The sequence below is a fragment of the Bacillus sp. FSL P2-0099 genome, from assembly GCF_038007445.1.
In the GTDB taxonomy this organism is placed as follows: domain Bacteria; phylum Bacillota; class Bacilli; order Bacillales; family Bacillaceae_G; genus Bacillus_A; species Bacillus_A mycoides.
In genome coordinates this window covers 4,467,126-4,487,513 of record NZ_JBBOXE010000001.1, presented here as the reverse complement: position 1 = coordinate 4,487,513, position 20,388 = coordinate 4,467,126, and the positions used below count along the sequence as shown (strand labels likewise).

Annotated in this window: 22 protein-coding genes and 1 other annotated feature (1 of these 23 cut by a window edge); of the genes, 17 read left to right on the top strand and 5 right to left on the bottom strand. The window is 33.9% G+C overall.

Features of this window, described 5'->3' with window-relative positions:
* Positions 1-240: a binding site (T-box leader), on the top strand; it begins 11 nt to the left of the window's first position.
* A gap of 113 nt (positions 241-353) precedes the next feature.
* The 8 genes from brnQ6 (at position 354) to srtB (ending at position 9,770) form a co-directional block, all read left to right on the top strand.
* A complete protein-coding gene (gene brnQ6 / locus MKY90_RS23215; RefSeq protein WP_002184862.1) occupies positions 354-1,679 on the top strand; it encodes a branched-chain amino acid transport system II carrier protein BrnQ6 in 1,326 nt (441 codons plus the stop codon).
* A gap of 459 nt (positions 1,680-2,138) precedes the next feature.
* Positions 2,139-2,861: a heme uptake protein IsdC gene (isdC, locus tag MKY90_RS23210; RefSeq protein WP_341092663.1), complete on the top strand. Its 723-nt coding sequence runs from the start codon at positions 2,139-2,141 to the stop codon at positions 2,859-2,861.
* 23 nt (positions 2,862-2,884) lie between these two features.
* Complete coding sequence (locus MKY90_RS23205; protein ID WP_341092660.1) at positions 2,885-3,343, top strand: NEAT domain-containing protein; 459 nt, start codon at positions 2,885-2,887, stop codon at positions 3,341-3,343.
* 32 nt (positions 3,344-3,375) lie between these two features.
* Entirely contained in the window at positions 3,376-6,252 is a 2,877-nt protein-coding gene (locus MKY90_RS23200; protein ID WP_341092658.1) for an NEAT domain-containing protein, read from the top strand.
* A 75-nt stretch (positions 6,253-6,327) separates the two neighbouring features.
* Positions 6,328-7,203 carry a heme ABC transporter substrate-binding protein IsdE gene (isdE, locus tag MKY90_RS23195; RefSeq protein WP_002034254.1) on the top strand — a complete coding sequence of 292 codons (876 nt, stop codon included), beginning with the start codon at positions 6,328-6,330 and terminating at the stop codon, positions 7,201-7,203.
* A gap of 27 nt (positions 7,204-7,230) precedes the next feature.
* On the top strand, positions 7,231-8,214 hold the full coding sequence (locus tag MKY90_RS23190) for a FecCD family ABC transporter permease (RefSeq protein WP_002034255.1): 984 nt from the start codon (positions 7,231-7,233) through the stop codon (positions 8,212-8,214).
* On the top strand, positions 8,204-8,974 hold the full coding sequence (locus MKY90_RS23185) for an ABC transporter ATP-binding protein (RefSeq protein ID WP_016086040.1): 771 nt from the start codon (positions 8,204-8,206) through the stop codon (positions 8,972-8,974). Before MKY90_RS23190 ends, MKY90_RS23185 begins: the two co-directional genes overlap by 11 nt.
* 31 nt (positions 8,975-9,005) lie before the next feature.
* On the top strand, positions 9,006-9,770 hold the full coding sequence (gene srtB / locus MKY90_RS23180) for a class B sortase (RefSeq protein ID WP_002129321.1): 765 nt from the start codon (positions 9,006-9,008) through the stop codon (positions 9,768-9,770).
* Positions 9,771-9,839: 69 nt separating this feature from the next.
* On the opposite strand, the gene isdG is transcribed toward srtB, so the two are convergent.
* Positions 9,840-10,163: a heme oxygenase gene (isdG, locus tag MKY90_RS23175; RefSeq protein ID WP_201064301.1), complete on the bottom strand. Its 324-nt coding sequence runs from the start codon at positions 10,161-10,163 to the stop codon at positions 9,840-9,842.
* Between the two features lie 254 nt (positions 10,164-10,417).
* On the opposite strand from isdG, the gene MKY90_RS23170 reads away from it, so the two are divergent.
* Positions 10,418-12,208, top strand: a complete 1,791-nt coding sequence (locus MKY90_RS23170; protein WP_002167604.1) for a cation:proton antiporter — start codon at positions 10,418-10,420, stop codon at positions 12,206-12,208.
* A gap of 92 nt (positions 12,209-12,300) precedes the next feature.
* Entirely contained in the window at positions 12,301-13,500 is a 1,200-nt protein-coding gene (locus MKY90_RS23165) for a class I SAM-dependent rRNA methyltransferase (RefSeq protein WP_002067464.1), read from the top strand.
* A 43-nt stretch (positions 13,501-13,543) separates the two neighbouring features.
* Here the strand turns inward: MKY90_RS23165 and MKY90_RS23160 are convergent, their stop codons facing one another.
* Positions 13,544-13,738: a YwbE family protein gene (locus MKY90_RS23160; protein WP_001014315.1), complete on the bottom strand. Its 195-nt coding sequence runs from the start codon at positions 13,736-13,738 to the stop codon at positions 13,544-13,546.
* Positions 13,739-13,912 (bottom strand): hypothetical protein, encoded by a 174-nt coding sequence (locus MKY90_RS23155; protein ID WP_002015431.1) that lies wholly within the window; start codon positions 13,910-13,912, stop codon positions 13,739-13,741. It lies immediately after the preceding gene.
* 170 nt (positions 13,913-14,082) lie between these two features.
* Between MKY90_RS23155 and MKY90_RS23150 the strand changes: the two genes are divergently transcribed.
* From MKY90_RS23150 to MKY90_RS23120, 7 genes are all read left to right on the top strand, one after another.
* Complete coding sequence (locus tag MKY90_RS23150; protein ID WP_002088884.1) at positions 14,083-14,775, top strand: response regulator transcription factor; 693 nt, start codon at positions 14,083-14,085, stop codon at positions 14,773-14,775.
* Between the two features lies 1 nt (position 14,776).
* Positions 14,777-15,712: a HAMP domain-containing histidine kinase gene (locus tag MKY90_RS23145; protein ID WP_061675614.1), complete on the top strand. Its 936-nt coding sequence runs from the start codon at positions 14,777-14,779 to the stop codon at positions 15,710-15,712.
* 126 nt (positions 15,713-15,838) lie between these two features.
* Positions 15,839-16,762, top strand: coding sequence for an ABC transporter ATP-binding protein (locus MKY90_RS23140; RefSeq protein ID WP_341092650.1), 924 nt, complete (start codon positions 15,839-15,841; stop codon positions 16,760-16,762).
* A 27-nt stretch (positions 16,763-16,789) separates the two neighbouring features.
* Positions 16,790-16,948 carry a hypothetical protein gene (locus tag MKY90_RS23135; protein ID WP_162181133.1) on the top strand — a complete coding sequence of 53 codons (159 nt, stop codon included), beginning with the start codon at positions 16,790-16,792 and terminating at the stop codon, positions 16,946-16,948.
* A 34-nt stretch (positions 16,949-16,982) separates the two neighbouring features.
* A complete protein-coding gene (locus tag MKY90_RS23130; RefSeq protein WP_002034266.1) occupies positions 16,983-17,687 on the top strand; it encodes an ABC transporter permease in 705 nt (234 codons plus the stop codon).
* A gap of 40 nt (positions 17,688-17,727) precedes the next feature.
* Complete coding sequence (locus MKY90_RS23125; protein WP_002034267.1) at positions 17,728-18,597, top strand: DUF4097 family beta strand repeat-containing protein; 870 nt, start codon at positions 17,728-17,730, stop codon at positions 18,595-18,597.
* A 24-nt stretch (positions 18,598-18,621) separates the two neighbouring features.
* A complete protein-coding gene (locus MKY90_RS23120; RefSeq protein WP_002129315.1) occupies positions 18,622-19,317 on the top strand; it encodes an ABC transporter permease in 696 nt (231 codons plus the stop codon).
* Between the two features lie 62 nt (positions 19,318-19,379).
* Here MKY90_RS23120 and MKY90_RS23115 read toward each other — a convergent pair whose 3' ends face one another.
* Both MKY90_RS23115 and MKY90_RS23110 read right to left on the bottom strand, forming a co-directional pair.
* Complete coding sequence (locus tag MKY90_RS23115) at positions 19,380-19,712, bottom strand: YfjL-like protein (protein WP_098167952.1); 333 nt, start codon at positions 19,710-19,712, stop codon at positions 19,380-19,382.
* A 134-nt stretch (positions 19,713-19,846) separates the two neighbouring features.
* Positions 19,847-20,350 carry a DinB family protein gene (locus MKY90_RS23110; RefSeq protein ID WP_033731375.1) on the bottom strand — a complete coding sequence of 168 codons (504 nt, stop codon included), beginning with the start codon at positions 20,348-20,350 and terminating at the stop codon, positions 19,847-19,849.
* Between the last annotated feature and the right edge of the window lie 38 nt (positions 20,351-20,388).

Here is a 20,388-nt window from a genome sequence, read left to right as displayed (position 1 = left end):
GATGAGGACATGAGTTGTTTTTGACGATTCTCAGAGAGGGAAGCCTTAGGCTGTGAGCTTCCTAATACGGAAAGACAAACTTACCACCTCTAAACTTCAAGAGTGAACTGCAGATGCATTGTAATTCTTGGCGGATAAAACCGTTATCAATTTACACGAGCTATAAAATGAGCTTATTTCGTTATAAATTCATTTTATTAGAATAAGGGTGGAACCACGATTTCAACACTCGTCCCTTTGTTAGGGACGGGTGTTTTTTGCGTTCTTTTACGGGGAAGTATGCTTGAAAGAGGATATGTGACGGATTTTAATTCAGAATATTTTGTCAATAAAATAATTAGGAGGTAGTAGAAATGAAGTCATCTTTAAAGTTTTCTGAGATGTTTGCAATAAGCTTAATGTTATTTGCACTGTTTTTCGGTGCCGGTAATATGATTTTCCCACCAGCGTTAGGGCAAGGTGCTGGAACAGATGTATGGATCGCGTTATTTGGCTTTATCGTAACAGGTGTAGGACTGCCTTTATTAGGAGTTATTGTTATAGCTCTAAAGGGAGATATTAATGAATTAGCAAGACGTGTACATCCTGTATTCGCGCTAATTTTCATTACTGCAATTTATTTATGTTTAGGCGTATTTGTTAGTGTGCCACGTACAGGGACTGTTGCTTATGAAATGAGTGTTGCACCGTTTTTACCAAGTGAGATAGCTGGTCAATCCTATCCACTTGTTATCTTTACATTTATTTTCTTTGCAGTAACTTTCTATTTAGCATTAAACCCATCGAAATTAGTGGGGCGCATTGGTAAAGTGTTAACTCCAATTTTATTAGCTGTTATTGCAATTATTGTAGCGAAAGCAATTATGACTCCAATGGGAGAGTTTGGTGCCCCTACAGAAGCGTATAGTGCCCCACTCTTTAAAGGTTTTATTGATGGATATTTAACTTTAGATGGACTTGCAGCACTTGTTTTCGGAAATGTTGTGATCAATGCTTTAAAAGCAAAAGGCATTACAAATAAGAACAGTATTGCGAAAGTAACAATCTTTGCAGGATTTATTGCAGCACTTGGCTTACTTCTTGTTTATTTAGCACTTGCTTACCTTGGAGCTTCAAGTGTTTCACTTGGAATGGGAGCAAACGGCGGAATTATTTTAACAAACGTCGTGAATCATTTATTTGGTAGCTACGGAACATTATTACTAGGTATCGCAATTACAGCAGCATGCTTAACAACTTCTGTCGGTATTGTAGCAGCTTGTGGAGAATATTTTTCTTCGTTATTACCAAAGCTTTCTTATCAAAAAGTCATTTTTATTTTCTCTGTATTAGCATTTATGGTAGCAAATCTTGGTTTAACTCAGTTAAACGCATTAGCATTGCCGATTTTAATTGCAATTTACCCAATTGGTATCGTACTGATCGTATTATCACTTGTTGAAAACTATATTCGTCTTCCATTAGCTATGTATGTAGGCGGTATTGTAGGCGCATTTGCAATTAGCTTCTTTGATGGATTGCATAATGCAAATCTTCAAGTAGCGGCCCTTGCTCCTATTTTAGATAAAATTCCATTATATAGTGTAGGGATTGGTTGGCTAGTTCCGGGTATCATTGGAATTGCAATTGGATATGTAGTTTCTTTATTTCAAAAGCAAGAAATTGCTGTAGAAAAATAAGGGAAAGAGGCTTTCTTTAAAAGAAAGCCTCTTTTTTTGTAGAAAAATTATATATAGAAGAATTCAGATATTAAAAATTTTATACGTAATATAGTTGACAAAAAAATTACCAGTAGGCTAAGATTGACTTAGTTGTGGGAATATTGGAAGGGAAGAGGTTTTCTATGACTATATCATTTTTGTAAGAAGAGGTGATAAAACGATAGAATTAGGCGGTTTATTTTTTTTGAAATTCGTTGAGAATGATAATCAATAAAATGATGAAAGAGTTTTATGTTTATTCTTATAGGAAAAATTGGTGGGATTATTTTTTTGTCTATCAATGAGAATGATAATCAATATATTTCTAACTACATAGTGTTACTCGTTATAAAATAGAGATAGAAAGATTATTTTTTTCTTATATATTGAGAATAATTATCATTTTCAAAAAAGAAAAACAAGGAGGCAGTAAGGTAAATGAGAAAGTTTTCGGTATTACCCGCTTTTATTATGACATTCGTATGTATGCTAGCTTTTCTCGTAGTGCCATTCGGACAAGCTTCGGCAAATGTAGCTGACGGTACTTACGATATTAACTATGTCATACAAAAAGCAGAAAATGATTCAGCTTCAATGGCAAATGATTATTTTGAAAAACCAGCTAAGTTAATTGTAAAAAATGGTGAGATGAGAGTACAAATTCCTATGAATCATAGTGCTTGGATTACAGAATTTAAAGCACCAGAGAACGGGAACTTTGTTGAAGCAAAAGTTGTTAGTAAAGATGAATCTGCAGATAAAAGAACTGTAGAGTTTAAAATAGACGACTTATCTAAACCAGCAGCTGTAAAAATTCATGTTGTTGTACCGAACGTAAATTATGACCATAACTACACAATTCGCTTTGCGTTTGATGCAAATGTAAAAGCAGTAGGTGGAGAGAATAAGGAAACTGCTGCAACAAAAAATGAAGATCAAACTCAAAAAAATACACAAGTAAAAGAAGAAGTGAAGAAAGAAGAGAGCAAAGAAACAAACAAAGAAACAAACAAAGATGTAAATAAAGGAACAAATGAAAGTGGGAAAGCTGAAAAAACAGATAACCCAAAAACAAGTGATGAAGCACGTATCGGATTATTTGCAGCGTTAATTCTTATTTCAGGTGTTTTCTTAATTCGTAAAGTGAAGTTAAGTAAATAAATCTTTTGAAGGGTGATGAATATATGTTTAAACAATTTAAAATGATTATTGCCGTATTTGCTGTTTTATTTACGTTTATAGCAACACTAGGTTCACAAGATACAAAGGCTGCTACAAAATTAGCTGATGGAAAATATAATATTGCTTTTACTGTATGGAAAGGCGATAAAGATGAATCATCTAGAATGAATAGTTATTTTGAAAGTCCAGCAACATTAACAGTTAAAAATGGAAAACAATACGTTTCGTTGAAAGTGAAAGATAGTGTTTCTATTAAAAGTTTCCAAGTAGAAAAAGATGGTCAATTTTTAGAAACAACAGTCTTAAGTGAAAACAAAAAAGAGAATACTAGAGTAGTAGAATTTGAAGTAGCTGACTTGTCAAAAAAACTAAATGGCAAGGTGAAAATTAATATCCCAATTATTAATTATAACGCTTCGTATGATATTCGTTTTGTATTTGATGGGAACAGCATTAAATAATTGGAAGTTTTTAAAAAAGGAGAGTCATTCTATTGAACAGGTATTTTAAAATTGTTGTTGCAATGTTTCTAACGATTTTCACATTCGTATCAACGCTACAACCACTTGCAGTTCAAGCTGCTAGTCAACTAGCTGACGGTGAATACTCAATCGGTTTCAAAGTTCTTAAAGACACATCAGATGAAGAATCTATGATGAATCAATACTCTGTAAGTCCAGGAACTTTAAAAGTGAAGAATGGGAAAAAGAAAGTATCCTTTACGTTAGAACATAGTTCATGGATTACAAAGTTTGAAACGGAAAAAAGTGGTCAGTTTGTTGCGACAAATGTAATTAGTGAAGATCAAGAAAAAGATACAAGAGTCGTAGAATTCGATGTGGACGATGTAGAGAAGGTATTAAATGCGAAAGTAAAAGTAGACATTGATTTTTTAAATTATCATCATGACTATGATGTGCGTATTGCATTTGATCAAAATAGTATTACACCGATTCATGTAGAACAACCAAATGAAAAAGAGGACCCAGCTAATAAGCCAGATCCAAATGAAAATCCGGATCCGAGTCAGAAGCCCGACCAAAAGCCTGACCCAGATCAACAACCAAATTCTAACACAATTAAAGATGGAGAGTACAGCATTCCATTTAAAGTGTTAAAAGATCAAACAGATGAAGAATCTAAGATGAATACTTACATGGTAAATCCAGGGGTATTAAAAGTAGAAAATGGTAAGAAAAAAGCAATTGTAACACTAAAAAGTAGCTCATTAATTAAAAATTTCCAAACGGAAAAAGATGGTGCGTTTGTTGATGCAAAAGTAGTGAGTGAAGATAAAGAAAAAGATACAAGAGTAGTAGAGTTTGAAGTAAACGATTTATCTAAAAAACTAAATACAAAAGTATTTATCGAAATGGCATCAAGAAACTATAAGCAAACACATGATGTGCAACTTTTATTTGAACAAGATAAGCTTGAACAAATTAAAAATGAAGAGAAACCAGAAGTAGAGAAGCCAGAAGTAGAGAAGCCAGAAGTAGAGAAACCGGAAGTAGAAAAACCAGATGGAAACAAAAATCCAGATGCTGAAACAATTAAAGATGGTGAATACAGTATCAATTTCAAAGCTTTAAAAGATCAAACAGAAGAAATTTCAATGATGAACACGTATACAAAGAGTCCAGGCGTGTTAAAAGTGAAAGATGGTAAAAAATATGTATCATTCACATTAACGAATAGCGCTTGGATTACAAAGTTTGAATTTGATAAAAATGGTTCGTTTGTTGATGCGAGTGTATTGAGTGAAGATACGAAAGCTGATACGCGTGTAGTGGAAGTGGAAGTAGCAGATTTATCGAAAAAATTGAACGCAAAAGTAAAAGTCGATATCGATTCAATGAATTATCATCATTTCTATGATATTCAATTTGCATTTGATAAAGATAGCATTAAACCGTTAGACAACCAAGGCGGAAACGACAACCAAGGCGGAAACGATAACCAAGGCGGAAACGATAACCAAGGCGGAAACGATAACCAAGGCGGAAACGATAACCAAGGCGGAAACGATAACCAAGGCGGAAACGACAACCAAGGTGGAAACAACAACCAAGGCGGAAACGACAACCAAGGCGGAAATGATAACCAAGGCGGAAACGACAACCAAGGCGAAAACGACAACCAAGGTGGAAACAACAACCAAGGTGGAAACAACAACCAAGGCGGAAACGACAACCAAGGCAATAATACAACAATTGATCCAAACGCTCTTAAAGACGGTGAATACAGCATTGGCTTTAAAGTATTAAAAGATCAAACAGATGAAATATCAATGATGAATACATACACAAAAAGCCCAGGTGTATTGAAAGTAAAAGATGGTAAGAAATATGTATCGTTTACATTAACAAATAGTACATGGATTACAAAGTTTGATTTTGAGAAGAATGGCTCGCTCGTTAATGCAAAAGTATTAAGTGAAAATAAAGAGCAAAATACAAGAGTAGTAGAAGTAGAAGTAAATGATTTGTCTAAAAAATTAAATGCAAAAGTAAAAGTAGATATTGATTCAATGAATTATCACCATTTCTACGATGTTCAATTTGTATTTGATCAAGATAGTATCAAAGCTTTAGGGAACCAAGGTGGAAACGATAACCAAGGTGGAAACGATAACCAAGGCGGAAATGATAACCAAGGTGGAAACGACAACCAAGGCGGAAATGACAATCAAGGTGGAAATAATACACCGAAAGTAATAGTTGATCCGAAAAATTTAGTAGATGGTCAATATGATATTACATTTAAAGTGTTAAAAGACAAAACAGAAGAACTTTCAAAGATGCATGACTATACTGTAAATCCAGCAAAATTAATCGTTAAAGATGGTAAAAAGTACATTGAGATGACGCTGAAAAATAGTGCGTGGATTACGAAATTCCAAACAGAAAACAATAGTCTTTTGGCTGATGCAAAAGTAGTAAGTGAAGATAAAAATGCAAATACGCGAGTAGTACAATTTGAAGTAGAAGATTTATTTAAAAAATTAAATGCAAAAGTGAAAGTAGACATTGATGAGATGAACTACCACCACTTCTACGATGTCCAAATTCAATTTGATACAAATAATATTGGTGCGTTAGGGACTATTAAAGAGGATCCAAAAAAAGATCCGAAAAATGATCCGAACAATCCAGTGATTACACCGAAAGTAGATAATGTAAAAAAAGTAGATAATCCTGATTTTAACCGAAATGCAGATGATAAGAAGAAAAAAGAAGATCAAAAAAATGATTCAAAAAAAGAGAAAAACTCAAAAACGGCAGATACAGCACAACTAGGTTTATACATGGTGCTATTGCTTGGGTCACTTGCTTTACTAGTTCGTAAATATAGAGCAGGTAGATTGTAATTTTTGGAGTCTTGATGCATGTTTGCATGCATCAAGACTTGTTTCATATTGTTTGGAAAGGAGTGGTGATTAAGAGTGAAGAAAATTGTAAGTGTACTAATGGCTATCATTTTATTAGTGAGTATAGCTGGATGCCAGGCGCCCAAAAAAGAAACAGCGAAGCAGGTAAAGAGTGAGGGTAAAGAGAGGATTGTCGCAACGACAGTTGCTGTTACTGAAATTATGGATGCGTTAGAAGTAGATTTAATTGGTGTACCAACAAGTACTAAAGATTTACCAAAGAGATATAAAGGTTTACCTGAAGTTGGGAATCCGATGAGTCCTGATATGGAAAAGGTAAAATCATTAAAGCCGTCAGAAGTATTATCCGTGACAACACTTGAATATGAATTAAAGCCAGTTTTTGATGGTGTAGGTATGAAAGCAAACTTTTTAGATCTAACAAGTTTAAAAAATATGCAAAATTCCATTAGTAATTTAGGTAAGCAATATGGACGTGAAAAGCAGGCTGAAGCAGCTGTAACTAAGTTAGATAACAAGGTTGCAGAGATTCAAAAAGCAGTAAAGGGAAAGAAAGAACCGACAGTGCTTATTTTATTAGGTGTACCGGGGAGTTATTTAGTAGCAACAGAGCATTCTTATATTGGAGATTTAGTGAAACAATTAGGTGGTAAAAACATTGTACAAGGTGAACAAGTAGAGTATTTAGCTTCTAATACAGAGTATTTAAAAAAAGCTGATCCAGACATTATTTTACGAGCGGCACATGGTATGCCTGATGAAGTTGTAAAAATGTTTGATAAAGAATTTAAAACAAATGATATTTGGAAACACTTCGCTGCAGTTAAAAATAATCGTGTTTACGATTTAGAAGAGCGTTTATTTGGAACGACAGGAAATTTAGCAGCGACTGAAGCGCTAGATGAATTGAAAAAAATGATGTATCCGTGATGCATTTTAATATAAAGGAAGATTAGCATGAATAAAAAATTTTGGAGTTTCTTTATTGTTACTGTATTACTCATCATTATGACTTTGTTGTCAGCGACGAAAGGTAGTTTAGAAGTAGGTATTATTGACCTTGTACAAGGAATATTTACAGGGGCAAATGAAGATGTTGAAGTGATTAAAGATTTACGTTTCCCACGTATTATTATTGCACTATTTACTGGAGCAGCTCTTGCTGTTTCGGGCGTGCTCTTCCAAGCTGTCATGAAAAATCCACTTGCTGATGCTGGGGTAATCGGGATATCTTCAGGAGCAAGTTTTATGACACTTGTTATTATTACGCTATTCCCGCAATTCTTTTTCTGGACGCCGGTATTCGCCTTTCTAGGTGGTGCGTTTGCGTGTTATCTCGTTTATTCGTTTTCATGGAAATCAGGATTAAGTCCGCTTCGCATTATTTTAATTGGTATTGCCATTAATGCGATGTTCACTGGATTAAATGAATCGTTCATTACGATTTGTGGATACTTCATTAAGAGTATTAAGCAAACGACGACTTCTAATATAACGATGAAGACGTGGGGCGATGTAGAAATAATGGTTACTTATGGAACAATTGGTCTTATTCTTGCACTGTTTGTCGGAGCTTGGTGTAACTTATTATCTCTACAAGATAAGACTGCAAAAAACTTAGGCTTGCACGTGACGAGAGTTCGTCTTATTATTTCTGCCATTGCAGTACTCTTAGCGGCAGTATCAACAGCAATTGCAGGTGTTATCGCTTTCGTAGGATTACTCGTTCCGCACATTTCAAGACAACTAGTTGGTTCAGACCATAAAGCATTAATTCCATTTTCTGCTCTTGCAGGGGCGTTATTAATTTTGACGGCGGATACGATTGGAAGGTTAATTGTGCCACCTAACGAAATTCCAGCAGCGACGATTATGGCAGTTATTGGTGGCCCATTCTTAATATTCTTGCTTAGAAAGAGTGATAAAGTTCATGGAAATTAAAAATGTAACCTTTTCGTACGATAATGTAACGGATCGATTAAAGTCGGTTAGTAGTGAAATAGAGATTGGTAAAATTACAACAATTATTGGACCAAACGGTTGTGGGAAATCAACATTACTTGGTGTGATGTCAAGAAATCACGATCCTCGTAGTGGAGAGGTAATACTTGATGGGAAGGCAATTAGCCAATATAAACCGAAAGAGTTTGCTAGAAAGTTAGCCGTTGTCCATCAACAAAATGAAGCACCGGCAGATATGACGGTAGAGAAATTAACAAGCTTTGGCCGTATGCCTCATAAAAATATATTTTCTTCGCAAACTGATGAAGATAGAGAAGCAATAGAAAGGGCTTTAGCATGTACAAATTTGCTAAGTAAACGTGATAAAGAGATTCACGCCTTATCTGGTGGAGAAAGACAACGTGTTTGGATTGCCATGACGTTAGCTCAGAAGACGCCAATGCTCTTTTTAGATGAACCGACAACATATTTAGATATTTATTATCAACTTGAAATATTAGAGCTAGTAAAAGAGTTAAATGAAGTACATGGATTGACAATCGTTATGGTATTACATGATATCAATCAGGCGATTCGCTATAGTGATCATATCATCGTTATGAAAGACGGCGAAATTGTTACAAAAGGCAAGCCGAATGATGTTGTGACAGAAAGTATGATAAAGACGATATACGGTGTAGATGTCGTTGTAAAGCAAGATGAAGATACAGGGTTGTATATGGTCCCAATGGGCATTTAAACATGCGAACAATCCGTTTTGAGGTGATGATTTGAGTAGTAAAAAAGAACGGAAGAAGAATTCTTTTTTTCAACGAATACTTACAGTTGTTTTTTTAGGTACCTTTTTCTATTCAGTATATGAATTAGGTGATATTTTCATGGATTACTATGAAAATCGTAAAGTAATGGCCGAAGCACAAAACATTTATGAAAAGAGTCCGATGGAAGAGCAATCACAAGACGGGGAAGTACGTAAACAGTTCAAAGTTCTACAGCAAATTAACCAAGAAATAGTTGGATGGATTACGATGGATGATACACAAATTAATTATCCAATCGTTCAAGCAAAAGACAATGATTACTATTTATTTCGAAATTATAAAGGTGAAGATATGAGAGCAGGAAGCATTTTTATGGACTATCGTAATGATGTGAAATCTCAAAATCGAAATACTATTTTATATGGTCACCGTATGAAAGATGGTTCTATGTTTGGAAGTTTAAAGAAAATGTTGGATGAAGATTTCTTCATGTCGCATCGTAAATTATATTACGATACATTATTTGAAGGATATGATCTTGAAGTGTTTTCGGTGTATACAACAACAACTGATTTTTATTACATTGAAACGGATTTTAGTAGTGATACGGAATACACATCATTTTTGGAGAAAATTCAAGAAAAATCGCTGTACAAAACGGATACAAAAGTGACAGAAAGTGATCAAATCGTAACACTTTCGACGTGTGACTATGCACTTGATCCAGAAGCGGGAAGATTAGTAGTACATGCGAAACTAGTAAAAAGACATTAAATAAAAAAAGTATAGAATATGAGAAGTGGTAACACTCTTCATATTCTATACTTTAAAAAATAAATATGCTTACTGTGCTGCAGCCATTGGCATACGTACAACTTTTACATCATAGTAAGCAATTTTATTATCAAGAATATAGTCTGGCATCCCGCCTTGATGTGAGTGAGCATCTTTAAATGCTGAGCTCTTTGTCCAACCTTGGAAATCTTCTTTTGCATTCCAGCGAGTGCTAATTGTTACTTCATCATAATCAACTGTATTTTGCGTTAAAAGAACTTCTAATCCTAAAAATCCTGACATTGTTTCGACTCTACCCACTTTATTAAAACGCTCAATTAATTTATGGCCATTTCCCTTTGTAATTTTAGTTGTATTTGTAACAATAATCATGTTTATTCCTCCTATAAATGTAGCCTTTATTTTCAAGAACTCATATACATTAAATGATAATGAAAATCATTATCATTGTCAATAGTAATTTTCATATAAATGTAGAATTAAGGATGAATTTACTATTATATAAATAATTTGACCATATAGTTAATGAAGTTATATATTATTAAAATAAAACAAAATAAGAAATATACATAAGCAAAGTATGGTTTATACCTTGCTTTCGCAATACTATGAACAAGGAGGGTATTATGGTCGAATCACTGTTACTTAGTATCGTTATTATTATTACACTAGGCATCGCCTCACAATGGACTGCATGGCGCTTCCAGCTCCCTGCTATTGTTGTTATGGCAGTTGCCGGATTATTAATTGGTCCAGTTTTCGGTATTATTAATCCAAAAGAGGTGCTTGGAGATGTTTTTAGTCCACTCGTATCACTTTCTGTTGCTATTATATTGTTTGAGGGTAGTTTAAGTTTAGATGTACGTGAACTGAGGGGACTATCAAAACCAGTATTTCGTATTGTTACGTTTGGTGCGTTTATTGCTTGGATTGCTGGCTCACTTGCAGCTCATTACGTCGCTGGATTAGATTGGGCGGTTGCATTTATTATTGGAGGACTTTTTATTGTGACAGGTCCAACTGTAATTATTCCTTTGTTACGCCAAGCACGATTAAAGCCAAGGACAGCTGCAATTTTAAAGTGGGAAGGGATTATCGTTGATCCGTTTGGAGCATTACTTGCTGTATTCGCCTTTCAAATTGTAAATTTCTTAACGAAAGAAAATGTACACTTACATACGTTACTATATTTCTTTGCAGGTTCGTTATTTGCAATGGTGCTTGGGTATGCGTTTAGTATTTTTATGAGTTATATGATTTTAAAAGGGAAAGTACCAGAATATTTAAAGGCACCGATTTTGCTCGTTACGGTATTACTATGCTTCGGCATTGCAGATGAAGTCATGCATGAAACAGGTATGCTAGCCGTAACTGTAATGGGGATTACACTTGCACGGATGAAGAAATATATTTCTTCTATCGGTGATATTCGTCATTTTAACGAAAATATTTCCGTACTATTAACATCGACTGTTTTCATCATCTTAACAGCATCACTTCCAAGAACGACGATTATGGAGATTTTTAGCTGGCCTATTATTAGCTTCGTACTTATGATGATATTTGTTGTTCGTCCTTTATCAATTTGGGTATCGACAATCGGAACAGAGTTAACAAGATCAGAAAGGGCGCTAGTTGGTTGGATTGCGCCGCGAGGTATTGTTGCATTAACGGTTTCAAGTTACTTTGCGACGGAGTTATTACAAGAAGGGTATAAAGATGCTTCTATATTAACAGCACTTACATTTGCACTCGTAATTACGACCGTTTGTGCTCATGGATTTTCAATTGGATTTTTAGCAAAAAAATTAGGATTAGCCAATACACAGCCACCAGGTATTTTAATTTCAGGAGCTAGTACATTCTCAACTGCATTCGCTATGCATTGTAAAGAGATGGGGATTCCGAGCTTAATCGTAGATGTATCGGAAGAACATTTGCAATGCGCAAAAGTGAAAGGGCTTAATACATATAACGGCCAAGTACTCTCAGAGCAGTTGCAATTTGAAGTAGATATGAATCAGTATGAATACTTAATTTCAGTTACAGATACGGATTCTTACAATGTATTAGTCGCAAACACATATGTACCGCAGTTTGGACATCATAATACATTTTTACTTCCGATTCATGATGTGGAAAAGATTGAGCAAGAACGCATCTCTCTTTCGAAAAAAGCTCATTTACTGTTTGGTCAAAATGAAATTTATGAAGAGTTAGATAGAAAAATTGAAGAGGGTTATACATTTAAAACAATACAAGTTGAGGAAGAACAAAAAATTAATAAAGAAGAGAGCGATTCAGAGGATGTAATATTATTTATTCGTCACGATGATGGTAGTCTTACTTTTTCAACATTGTATAAATATATAGCGGTTATACCAGGAGATGAGCTAGTTGTACTAGCAAAGCAATAATATGGTATAGTGAAACGAGGCTTTTTTCAGCCTCGTTTTTTACATTGCTTCCTACTAATTAGAAAGCATTCAAATGGAAAGGAAGACATTACATGCGATCTGAAGTAACTATAAAAATAAAACCGAAGTTTATAAAAGAAATTAAAAGTGGATATCCACTTATTTTAAAAGATGCTATTCAAAATTTAAATGATGTACGTGAAGAAGGAACAATCATCAACGTAGTAGATGAGAAGAACCAATTCATCGGAAAAGGCTATTATGGAAAACAAAATAAAGGATATGGATGGATTTTAACGAGAAAAGAGAAAGAGCAAATTAATCAACCTTTCTTTGAAAGTAAAATCAAATCTGCTTTACATAAACGAAAAGATTTTTATAAATCAAATGATACAACAGCATTCCGTGCCCTGAATGGTGAGGGCGATGGCCTTGGTGGTTTAATCATCGATTATTATGACGGCTATTACGTAATAAGTTGGTATAGTGAAGGGGTTTATACTTTCCGCGATGAGATTATAGCAGCACTTCAAAAAGTAGCAAATTTCAAAGGGATTTATGAGAAAAAGCGTTTTGATACGAAAGGGAAATACATTGAAGGTGATGATTTTGTCGCAGGAGAGCGCGGTGAGTTCCCACTTATCGTAAAAGAAAACGGTGTAAACTTTGCTGTATATTTAAATGACGGGGCGATGGTTGGTGTGTTTTTAGATCAGCGTAACGTTCGAAAACAAATTCGTGATAAATATGCAAAAGGAAGAACGGTTTTAAATATGTTCTCTTATACTGGGGCTTTCTCTGTATTTGCAGCGCTTGGCGGTGCAAGTAAAACAACAAGTGTGGACCTTGCAAATCGTAGTTTAAGTAAAACCATTGAGCAGTTTAGTGTAAATGAAATTGATTATGAAGCACAAGATATTATTGTAGAAGATGTATTTCTGTATTTCAAATATGCAGCTAAGAAAAAGATGAAATTTGATATGGTTGTACTTGATCCCCCAAGCTTTGCACGCTCTAAAAAATATACGTTCAGTGCGGCGAAAGATTATAAAAACTTATTAAAAGAAACAATTGCGATTACAGAAAATAACGGTATTATCGTTGCTTCTACAAATTGTAGCGCATTCGATATGAAAAAGTTTAATGGCTTTATCGATACAGCATTTAAAGAAATGAACGGTAAATATAAAATATTAGAAGAACATTCTTTACCGGAAGATTTCCGTACAATTGATCAATTTAAAGAGGGAGACTATTTAAAAGTAGTTTTCATCGAAAAAATTAAAGGTTAATGAAAATAAGAAAAGGAGCTCAAGTTTAAATGAGCTCCTTTTCTTATTGAATAATATTTTGTACTCTGCCAACCTGTCCGTCTTGCAATCTTACTTTAATGCCGTGCGGATGTGAAGGTGAGTTCGTTAAAATATCTTTTACAATTCCTCTTGTTAGCTTACCTGTACGTTGATCTTGTTTTAATACAATATCAACTTCAAGACCTGATGAAATGTTAGATCGTTTTTGCCCGTTCATTTATACACCTGTACGTCTACGTTGGTTGTTTGTTTTCTTCGTTTGTTGGTTTTGTAATTTTTTCGTTTCTTGACTTTGACTTCCATTATTTGAGCCGTTTCCATTTCCTTGCTTTTTCTTCGCAAGTTGTTCGCGCATTAAATCAGCTAAGCTTACTTTTTTGTTTTCTGACATGATAAGTCTCCTTTATATAAAGTTAATTATGAACAATCGTAGTGAATTTCATCATATCATTGTTAAGGAAGGAAGGGAAGTTGGTTTGAAAATTCATATAATTCTTTCCAGCATTCATTCGTTACGATACAATTAAATTGTTAATGTTTGTTAAAAAAGGGGATAGAAATATGTCACATCATATTTTATTAGTTGAAGATGACATCTCAATTCAAGAGATGGTTGAAACATATTTAGTAAAAGAAGGTTTTCAAGTTACAATCGCATCTGATGGAGAAGAAGGAGTTAACGCATTTTTAAAAGGTTCATTTGATTTGATTATCCTCGATATTATGATGCCGAAGTTAGATGGGTTAGAGGTTGTGCGAATCATTCGAGAAAAAAGTGCCGTTCCGATTTTAATGATGTCAGCGAAAGATACAGATGTTGATAAAGCTGTTGGATTAGGACTTGGAGCAGATGATTACATTTGTAAGCCGTTTTCTATGATTGAATTAGCTGCACGTGTAAAAGCGGGTATTCGGAGGTCTACAAAGTATTCGGCTGTGGAATCAAAAGATGAGGCGATTCAGATTGGTGATTTAATAATTGACCCAATTAATTTTACTGTGGAGAAAAAGGGAAGACAGCTTAAACTTACTTTAAAAGAATTTGAGATTTTAAAGCTATTCGTGAAGAATCAAAATCGTGTTTTTACGAAAGCACAAATATATACGCTTGTTTGGAATGAAGAATATTATGGTGATGATAATGTTATTAATGTTCATATGAGAAGATTACGTGAGAAAATTGAAAGTGATCCATCTAATCCAGAATATATTAAAACATTATGGGGCATCGGCTATAAGTTGGAAGTGATGTAGTATGGTTGTATTTTTAACAGTGGTGATTATTATATTGCTTATCGTTATTTACGTGCAATATAAAATTAGGAAAAATAGTAGTAGGAATTTACGCTACACGTATGAGAAGTTAAATCGAATTGTAAAAGAACAAACTGGTGAGAAGCTATTAATTATGACAGATGATCTAGAATTGCAAAAGTTATTAGTGGCGATTAATCATTTATTAGATGCAAAACAGAAAACGAATGCAGATCATGCGAAAGTGGAAATTTCGATGAGAAAAATGCTTTCAAATATTTCGCATGATTTGAAAACACCACTAACAGTTATTCTTGGATATACCGAAATGTTAAATAAGGATAAAACGATAAATGAGGAAGAGAAGCAAATATTACTCGAAAAGGTGCATGTAAAAACACTAGAAGTGATGGAACTGATTCATAAGTTTTTTGATTTAGCAAAATTAGAATCCGGTGACAAAGCAATTGAGATGACAAAAGTAAATATGAATGAAGTTTGTCGCGAGAAGATTTTATCTTTTTATGATTTAGTGACGACGAAAGGGTTTCAAGTTCATATTGATATACCAGAAAGAAATATATATGCACTTGGAAATGTAGAAGTATTAGGTAGAGTATTGAATAATTTAATATCAAATGCGATTACATATGGTGACGATGGAAAGACACTTGGTATGACGTTAAGAGATGATGAAACGAGTGTGTATATAGATGTATGGGATACAGGAAAAGGAATTGATGAATCTCACATTGATAAAGTGTTTGAGCGTATGTACACGCTTGAAGATTCCAGAAATAGATTGTACCAAGGAAGCGGTTTAGGGTTAACGATTACGAAAAGGCTTGTGGAAGCGATGGACGGAGAAATACATCTTTCTAGTAAGCCGTATGAAAAAACAATTTTTACAGTTGTATTAACAAAGATGCTGTTTTAGCTTGTAGAGAAGTAGATTCTACAAGCTTTTTTTTCAGCGTAAGGAATTTGTAAGGAACGGGTAAGAAAAAAGAGATTTCTGTTGTCTATTATAGAAATATAAAGTAGTGCGAAAGGAGACAGTGACATGACATATATATTAAAAACGAATCAGTTAACGAAAGTGTTTAAAGGGAAAGAAGTTATTTCTAGCGTTAACATGCATGTGAAAAAAGGAGAGATATACGGTTTCTTAGGGCCGAATGGTGCAGGTAAAACAACGATTATGAAAATGATTACAAATTTAATAAAACCGACGAGCGGTGATATTGAAATTTTCGGTGAGAAGTTAACAGACACATCTTATGAAGTATTAAAAAGAATGGGGACAATTATTGAATATCCAATCTTTTATGATAAATTAACGGCGAAGGAAAACTTAGAATTACATTGTGAATATATGGGATATTACGATAAAAACGCAATTGATTATGCTTTAAATTTAGTAAAACTGCACGGTATAGATGATAAAAAAGTAAAAGATTTTTCATTAGGGATGAAGCAACGACTTGGTATTGCAAGGGCGATCATGACAAAGCCAGAACTACTCATTTTAGATGAACCGATTAATGGTTTAGATCCAATTGGTATTAAAGAATTAAGAGACTTATTTAAAATGCTGTGTAAGGAATATGGAATTACTTTATTAGTTTCTAGTCATATTTTAGGCGAGATGGAACAAATGGCAGATACAATTGGTGTGATTCAAAACGGAAAACTAATAAAAGAAGTTTCAATGAAGAGTATTAATGGGAAACAAACAGAGTACATTGAAATCACTGTTCCTGATGTGAAGCGTGCAGCTTATATTTTAGAAGATAAACTCGGTATAAAAAATTACAAAATAATGAGCGGAAATATGATTCGTGTGTATGATACGGTAGCGTCTCAGCAAGCCATTTCAAAAGCACTTATTATGAACGATGTAGAAATTGAAAGTATTAATAAGAAACATAGCTCTTTAGAGGAGTATTTCTTAAATGTAATGGATGGGGAAGGCATTCACGCTTAATGTAATTTCAGCGAGGGGGATATGATGATGAATGCATTAATAGTGAACCTTATAGCGGGATTTATCGTAATGCTCATAAGTGGAATTTTATATTATAAAAAGCCAGAACGAAAGTGGAGTTTAATTTTACTAGTGATAGGAATAGTAAGCGTAGTTACGGCTGGAATTAGAATGTTAGTAGCATAGAGGAAGTTATGTCAGTAATGGAGGCGTGGTTTATATGTTTAAATTAATGAAACTTGAATGGAAGAAACATAAATTATCTAGTTACTTTAAAGGGGTAGCCATTTGCATTATAGCAATTTTTGCTGCGGTGAGCCTTATGGCATTGGGAATGAAAGGTGAAGGAGACGCGGCAATCACTGACTTCACAAAATATATGATTTTAGCAAATCTTATTATTAGGATAACATTCATTATTTTTAGTTCGGTCATTTTATCACGTTTAGTAATTGATGAGTACAAGAATAAAACAATGCAATTATTGTTTATGTACCCACTGCAAAGAAAAGTGGTAATGGGAGCGAAATTAGCAATTGTTTTTAGTTTTTGCTTTGTGAGCACGATTATCGCTACTTTCATTATTAGTTTGCTTCTATTCTGTATGAATCCAATGATGGGCCTACTTGAAACACCTGTTACGATGGGCGAAATAATATCTACTGTTCCGGCTACTTTTATAAATGCATTTATGATATCTGGTATAAGTTTAATTCCTTTATTTTTTGGTATGAGAAAGAAATCGGCACCGACAACGATTACTTCTGCAGTAATAATCGCGATGATAATTAACGGTAACGTTGGTACTGGAAACGGTCAAGTAAGTATGTTTAATTTCATAGCTATCCCAATGGTGTTTTGTTTATTAGGAATTTTCATTAGTTATCTTTCGTATCGTAAAATCGACAAGATTGATGTGGCGTAGTAAAGCAAGCTTAAAACAATAACGAACTGGGGTATGAATAGTGAAAAAAATAATAGTAATTGCAATTTTATTGATTACAATTGCTAGTATGGTTTTTGGTTTTAAGACATTTCATAGGAAAGATTTTAAGAAAGAAAATTCTTTTGAGATAAATAATATAAAAGAAATAGAAGTGGACAATGAAAACTGGGATATTGAATTTAAAAGTACAGACTCTAATAAAATAGTAATTTCCGCTCAAGGTCAACGATTAGATAAAGAGATAGATCCCGTTAAAATAGAAAATGACGGAAATAAAATGATGATTAAGCAAGAACAGAAGATGAACGGATTCGTTAATGGTTTTACGTTTAGGAAGAAGAATATCATTTCTATATTTATTCCGAAGAAAGAAATAGATAAAATTGTATTAAATAATAAATCTGGTGATGTGAAAATAAGCGATATAGCAGTGAAACATATCGTCACAAAAAGCAAGTCTGGAGATGAAATGATTGTAGGACTATCCGCAGAGAAAGGTGAATTCATATCGCAAAGTGGAGAGTTAGTTCTAAAAGATAGTTCAGTACAAGAGTTAAATATAAAGTCTACGACTGGTGATAACTATATAACAAATGTAAGTAACTCAAATATGAACATCACTTCAACATCTGGGGAAGTATTACTGAAAGATATGAAAGAAGGAAAATCATTATTTGTAGAAACAAAATCAGGAGATATTGGCGTAAGGTATAAAGGTGTTCCGGCTTCATTGAAACTTACGGCTAAAAGTAATTCGGCTGACATAATGGTGAATGTAAACGGACTTAAGAAAGATAAAAATACAGAAAAGATAAAAGAAGGAACTATTGGTGATGCAAAAAACAAAGTGGAGATTTTAAGTGAAACAGGGGTAATTTATATCGATTAAAATTTAAATGAAAGGAGGGCTATCATGCTACGTCTTATGAAGCTAGAAATGAAGAAGTTTAAGCTTGGATGGTATGTAAGGGGAGTAATTATTGCAAATATCGCTATACTGGCATTATTGACCTCTATGAGCATCGTTTCTCAAATAGAAGGAGATCCAGAAATAAGAGATCCGCAGATGATTTTGTTAGCGGTTAGTACATTAGTAAGAGCAACATTTATTATTTTTGGTAGTGTGTTAATCGCAAGGTTAATAATTAGTGAATATAAAAATAAAACAATACTACTTATGTTTTCTTATCCAATTAACCGAAAGAAAATGATGGTTAGTAAGTTGGCCATTACAGCAACATTAACATTTATAACAGTTATTTTATCGAACATTTTAGTAGTAGGAATTTTCTTTGGGATAGATAGTTATTTTTCAATTCTTCCTAATCCATTTACAGTAGATCAATTGATGCAAGAAGGAATAAAACTGGTTCCTTTAGCCATTGCAACTGCGGGAATGAGTTTAATCCCATTATATTTCGGAATGCGTAAACGTTCAGTGCCAACTACAATTGTTTCATCCCTTATCGTTGTATCAATTGCAATGAATAGCAACCCAACGTTTCCTACAGCAACTTTTCTTCCCCTTCAACTAGCATTGGCAGCAATTGGATTTGCGATTGCATATTACGGAATTAAAAATATAGAGAAGGAAGATGTAACAGTATGACAAGAATAAGAAAAAAGAATTGGCGTTACACCAACTCTTTTTTGTATATGTATGCTTCATTACTACTCTGTATATTTGTAGTGTTTACTTAAATATTCTTGAACTCCTGGAGAAATGTTAAAGTTATTTGGACCTTTATATTCGATAGTAAACTCTCCATCTTCATTTGTTTCAAAGGAGATTGCATAGCTATCTATTTTAGAATCGTAAGAAGTATTTTTGACTTTTGCATCTAGATTAAAGTATTTTGTAATATACTCTTTTGATTCAGGAATTGCTGTTTGTTTTCCCCAAGGGGTACCATAACTTGTGAAATAAAGAGATACACCGATAACTCCAATGATAGAAGTTAGTAAGAGAGTTCTTATTGTTATTTTTTTGTTTTTTGTATTCAATTTAGTTCCCTCCAATTAATATGAATTTATCTTAACGTATTTTCTCATAAAATACCATTTAGTAGAAAATAGTTTCACATGAAACAAGTTACAGAAAAAGACAAGGTGCATAAACACCTTGTCTTTTTCTGTCGTTACATTTGGGGAGCTTCCATTCCAGTAGCAGCCCATTCTTCTTTGGAAGGACCGTATACGCCAGGGACTTTTAATCCAGCTTGACGCATTAAAACAGTCATCTGCCCGCGGTGGTGATTTTGATGATTAATGAGTGTCATTAAAAATATAGAATTCGGCATAGGGCGACCAAAGAAGTCATTAATAGTAGCTAAGTCTTTATCAGTCCATTCACTTTGAAGCGTTTCAACAAAAGCTGCATTCACATTGCGATATCCATCTGCAATTGTTTTTGCTGAAGTTGGTACAGGATAATCTTTCGTTTCTCCTTCAAACTTAAGTCCTGTCCCTGATAGCATAATAGGAAGTGCTGTAACGATATGCCAAGCGACTCTCCCTAAAGTCCAGTGCCCAGGTGCAATTTCTTGTGATAAAGATTCATCGGTTAATGCATCGAGCATCTTCTGAGTAGACTCAGCCTCGTATGTCCATGATTGTAGAAAACCTTCAATAGTTTGGTACATATTTATCCCTCCTGTTTTTCGCTCGTATATTAAATTCG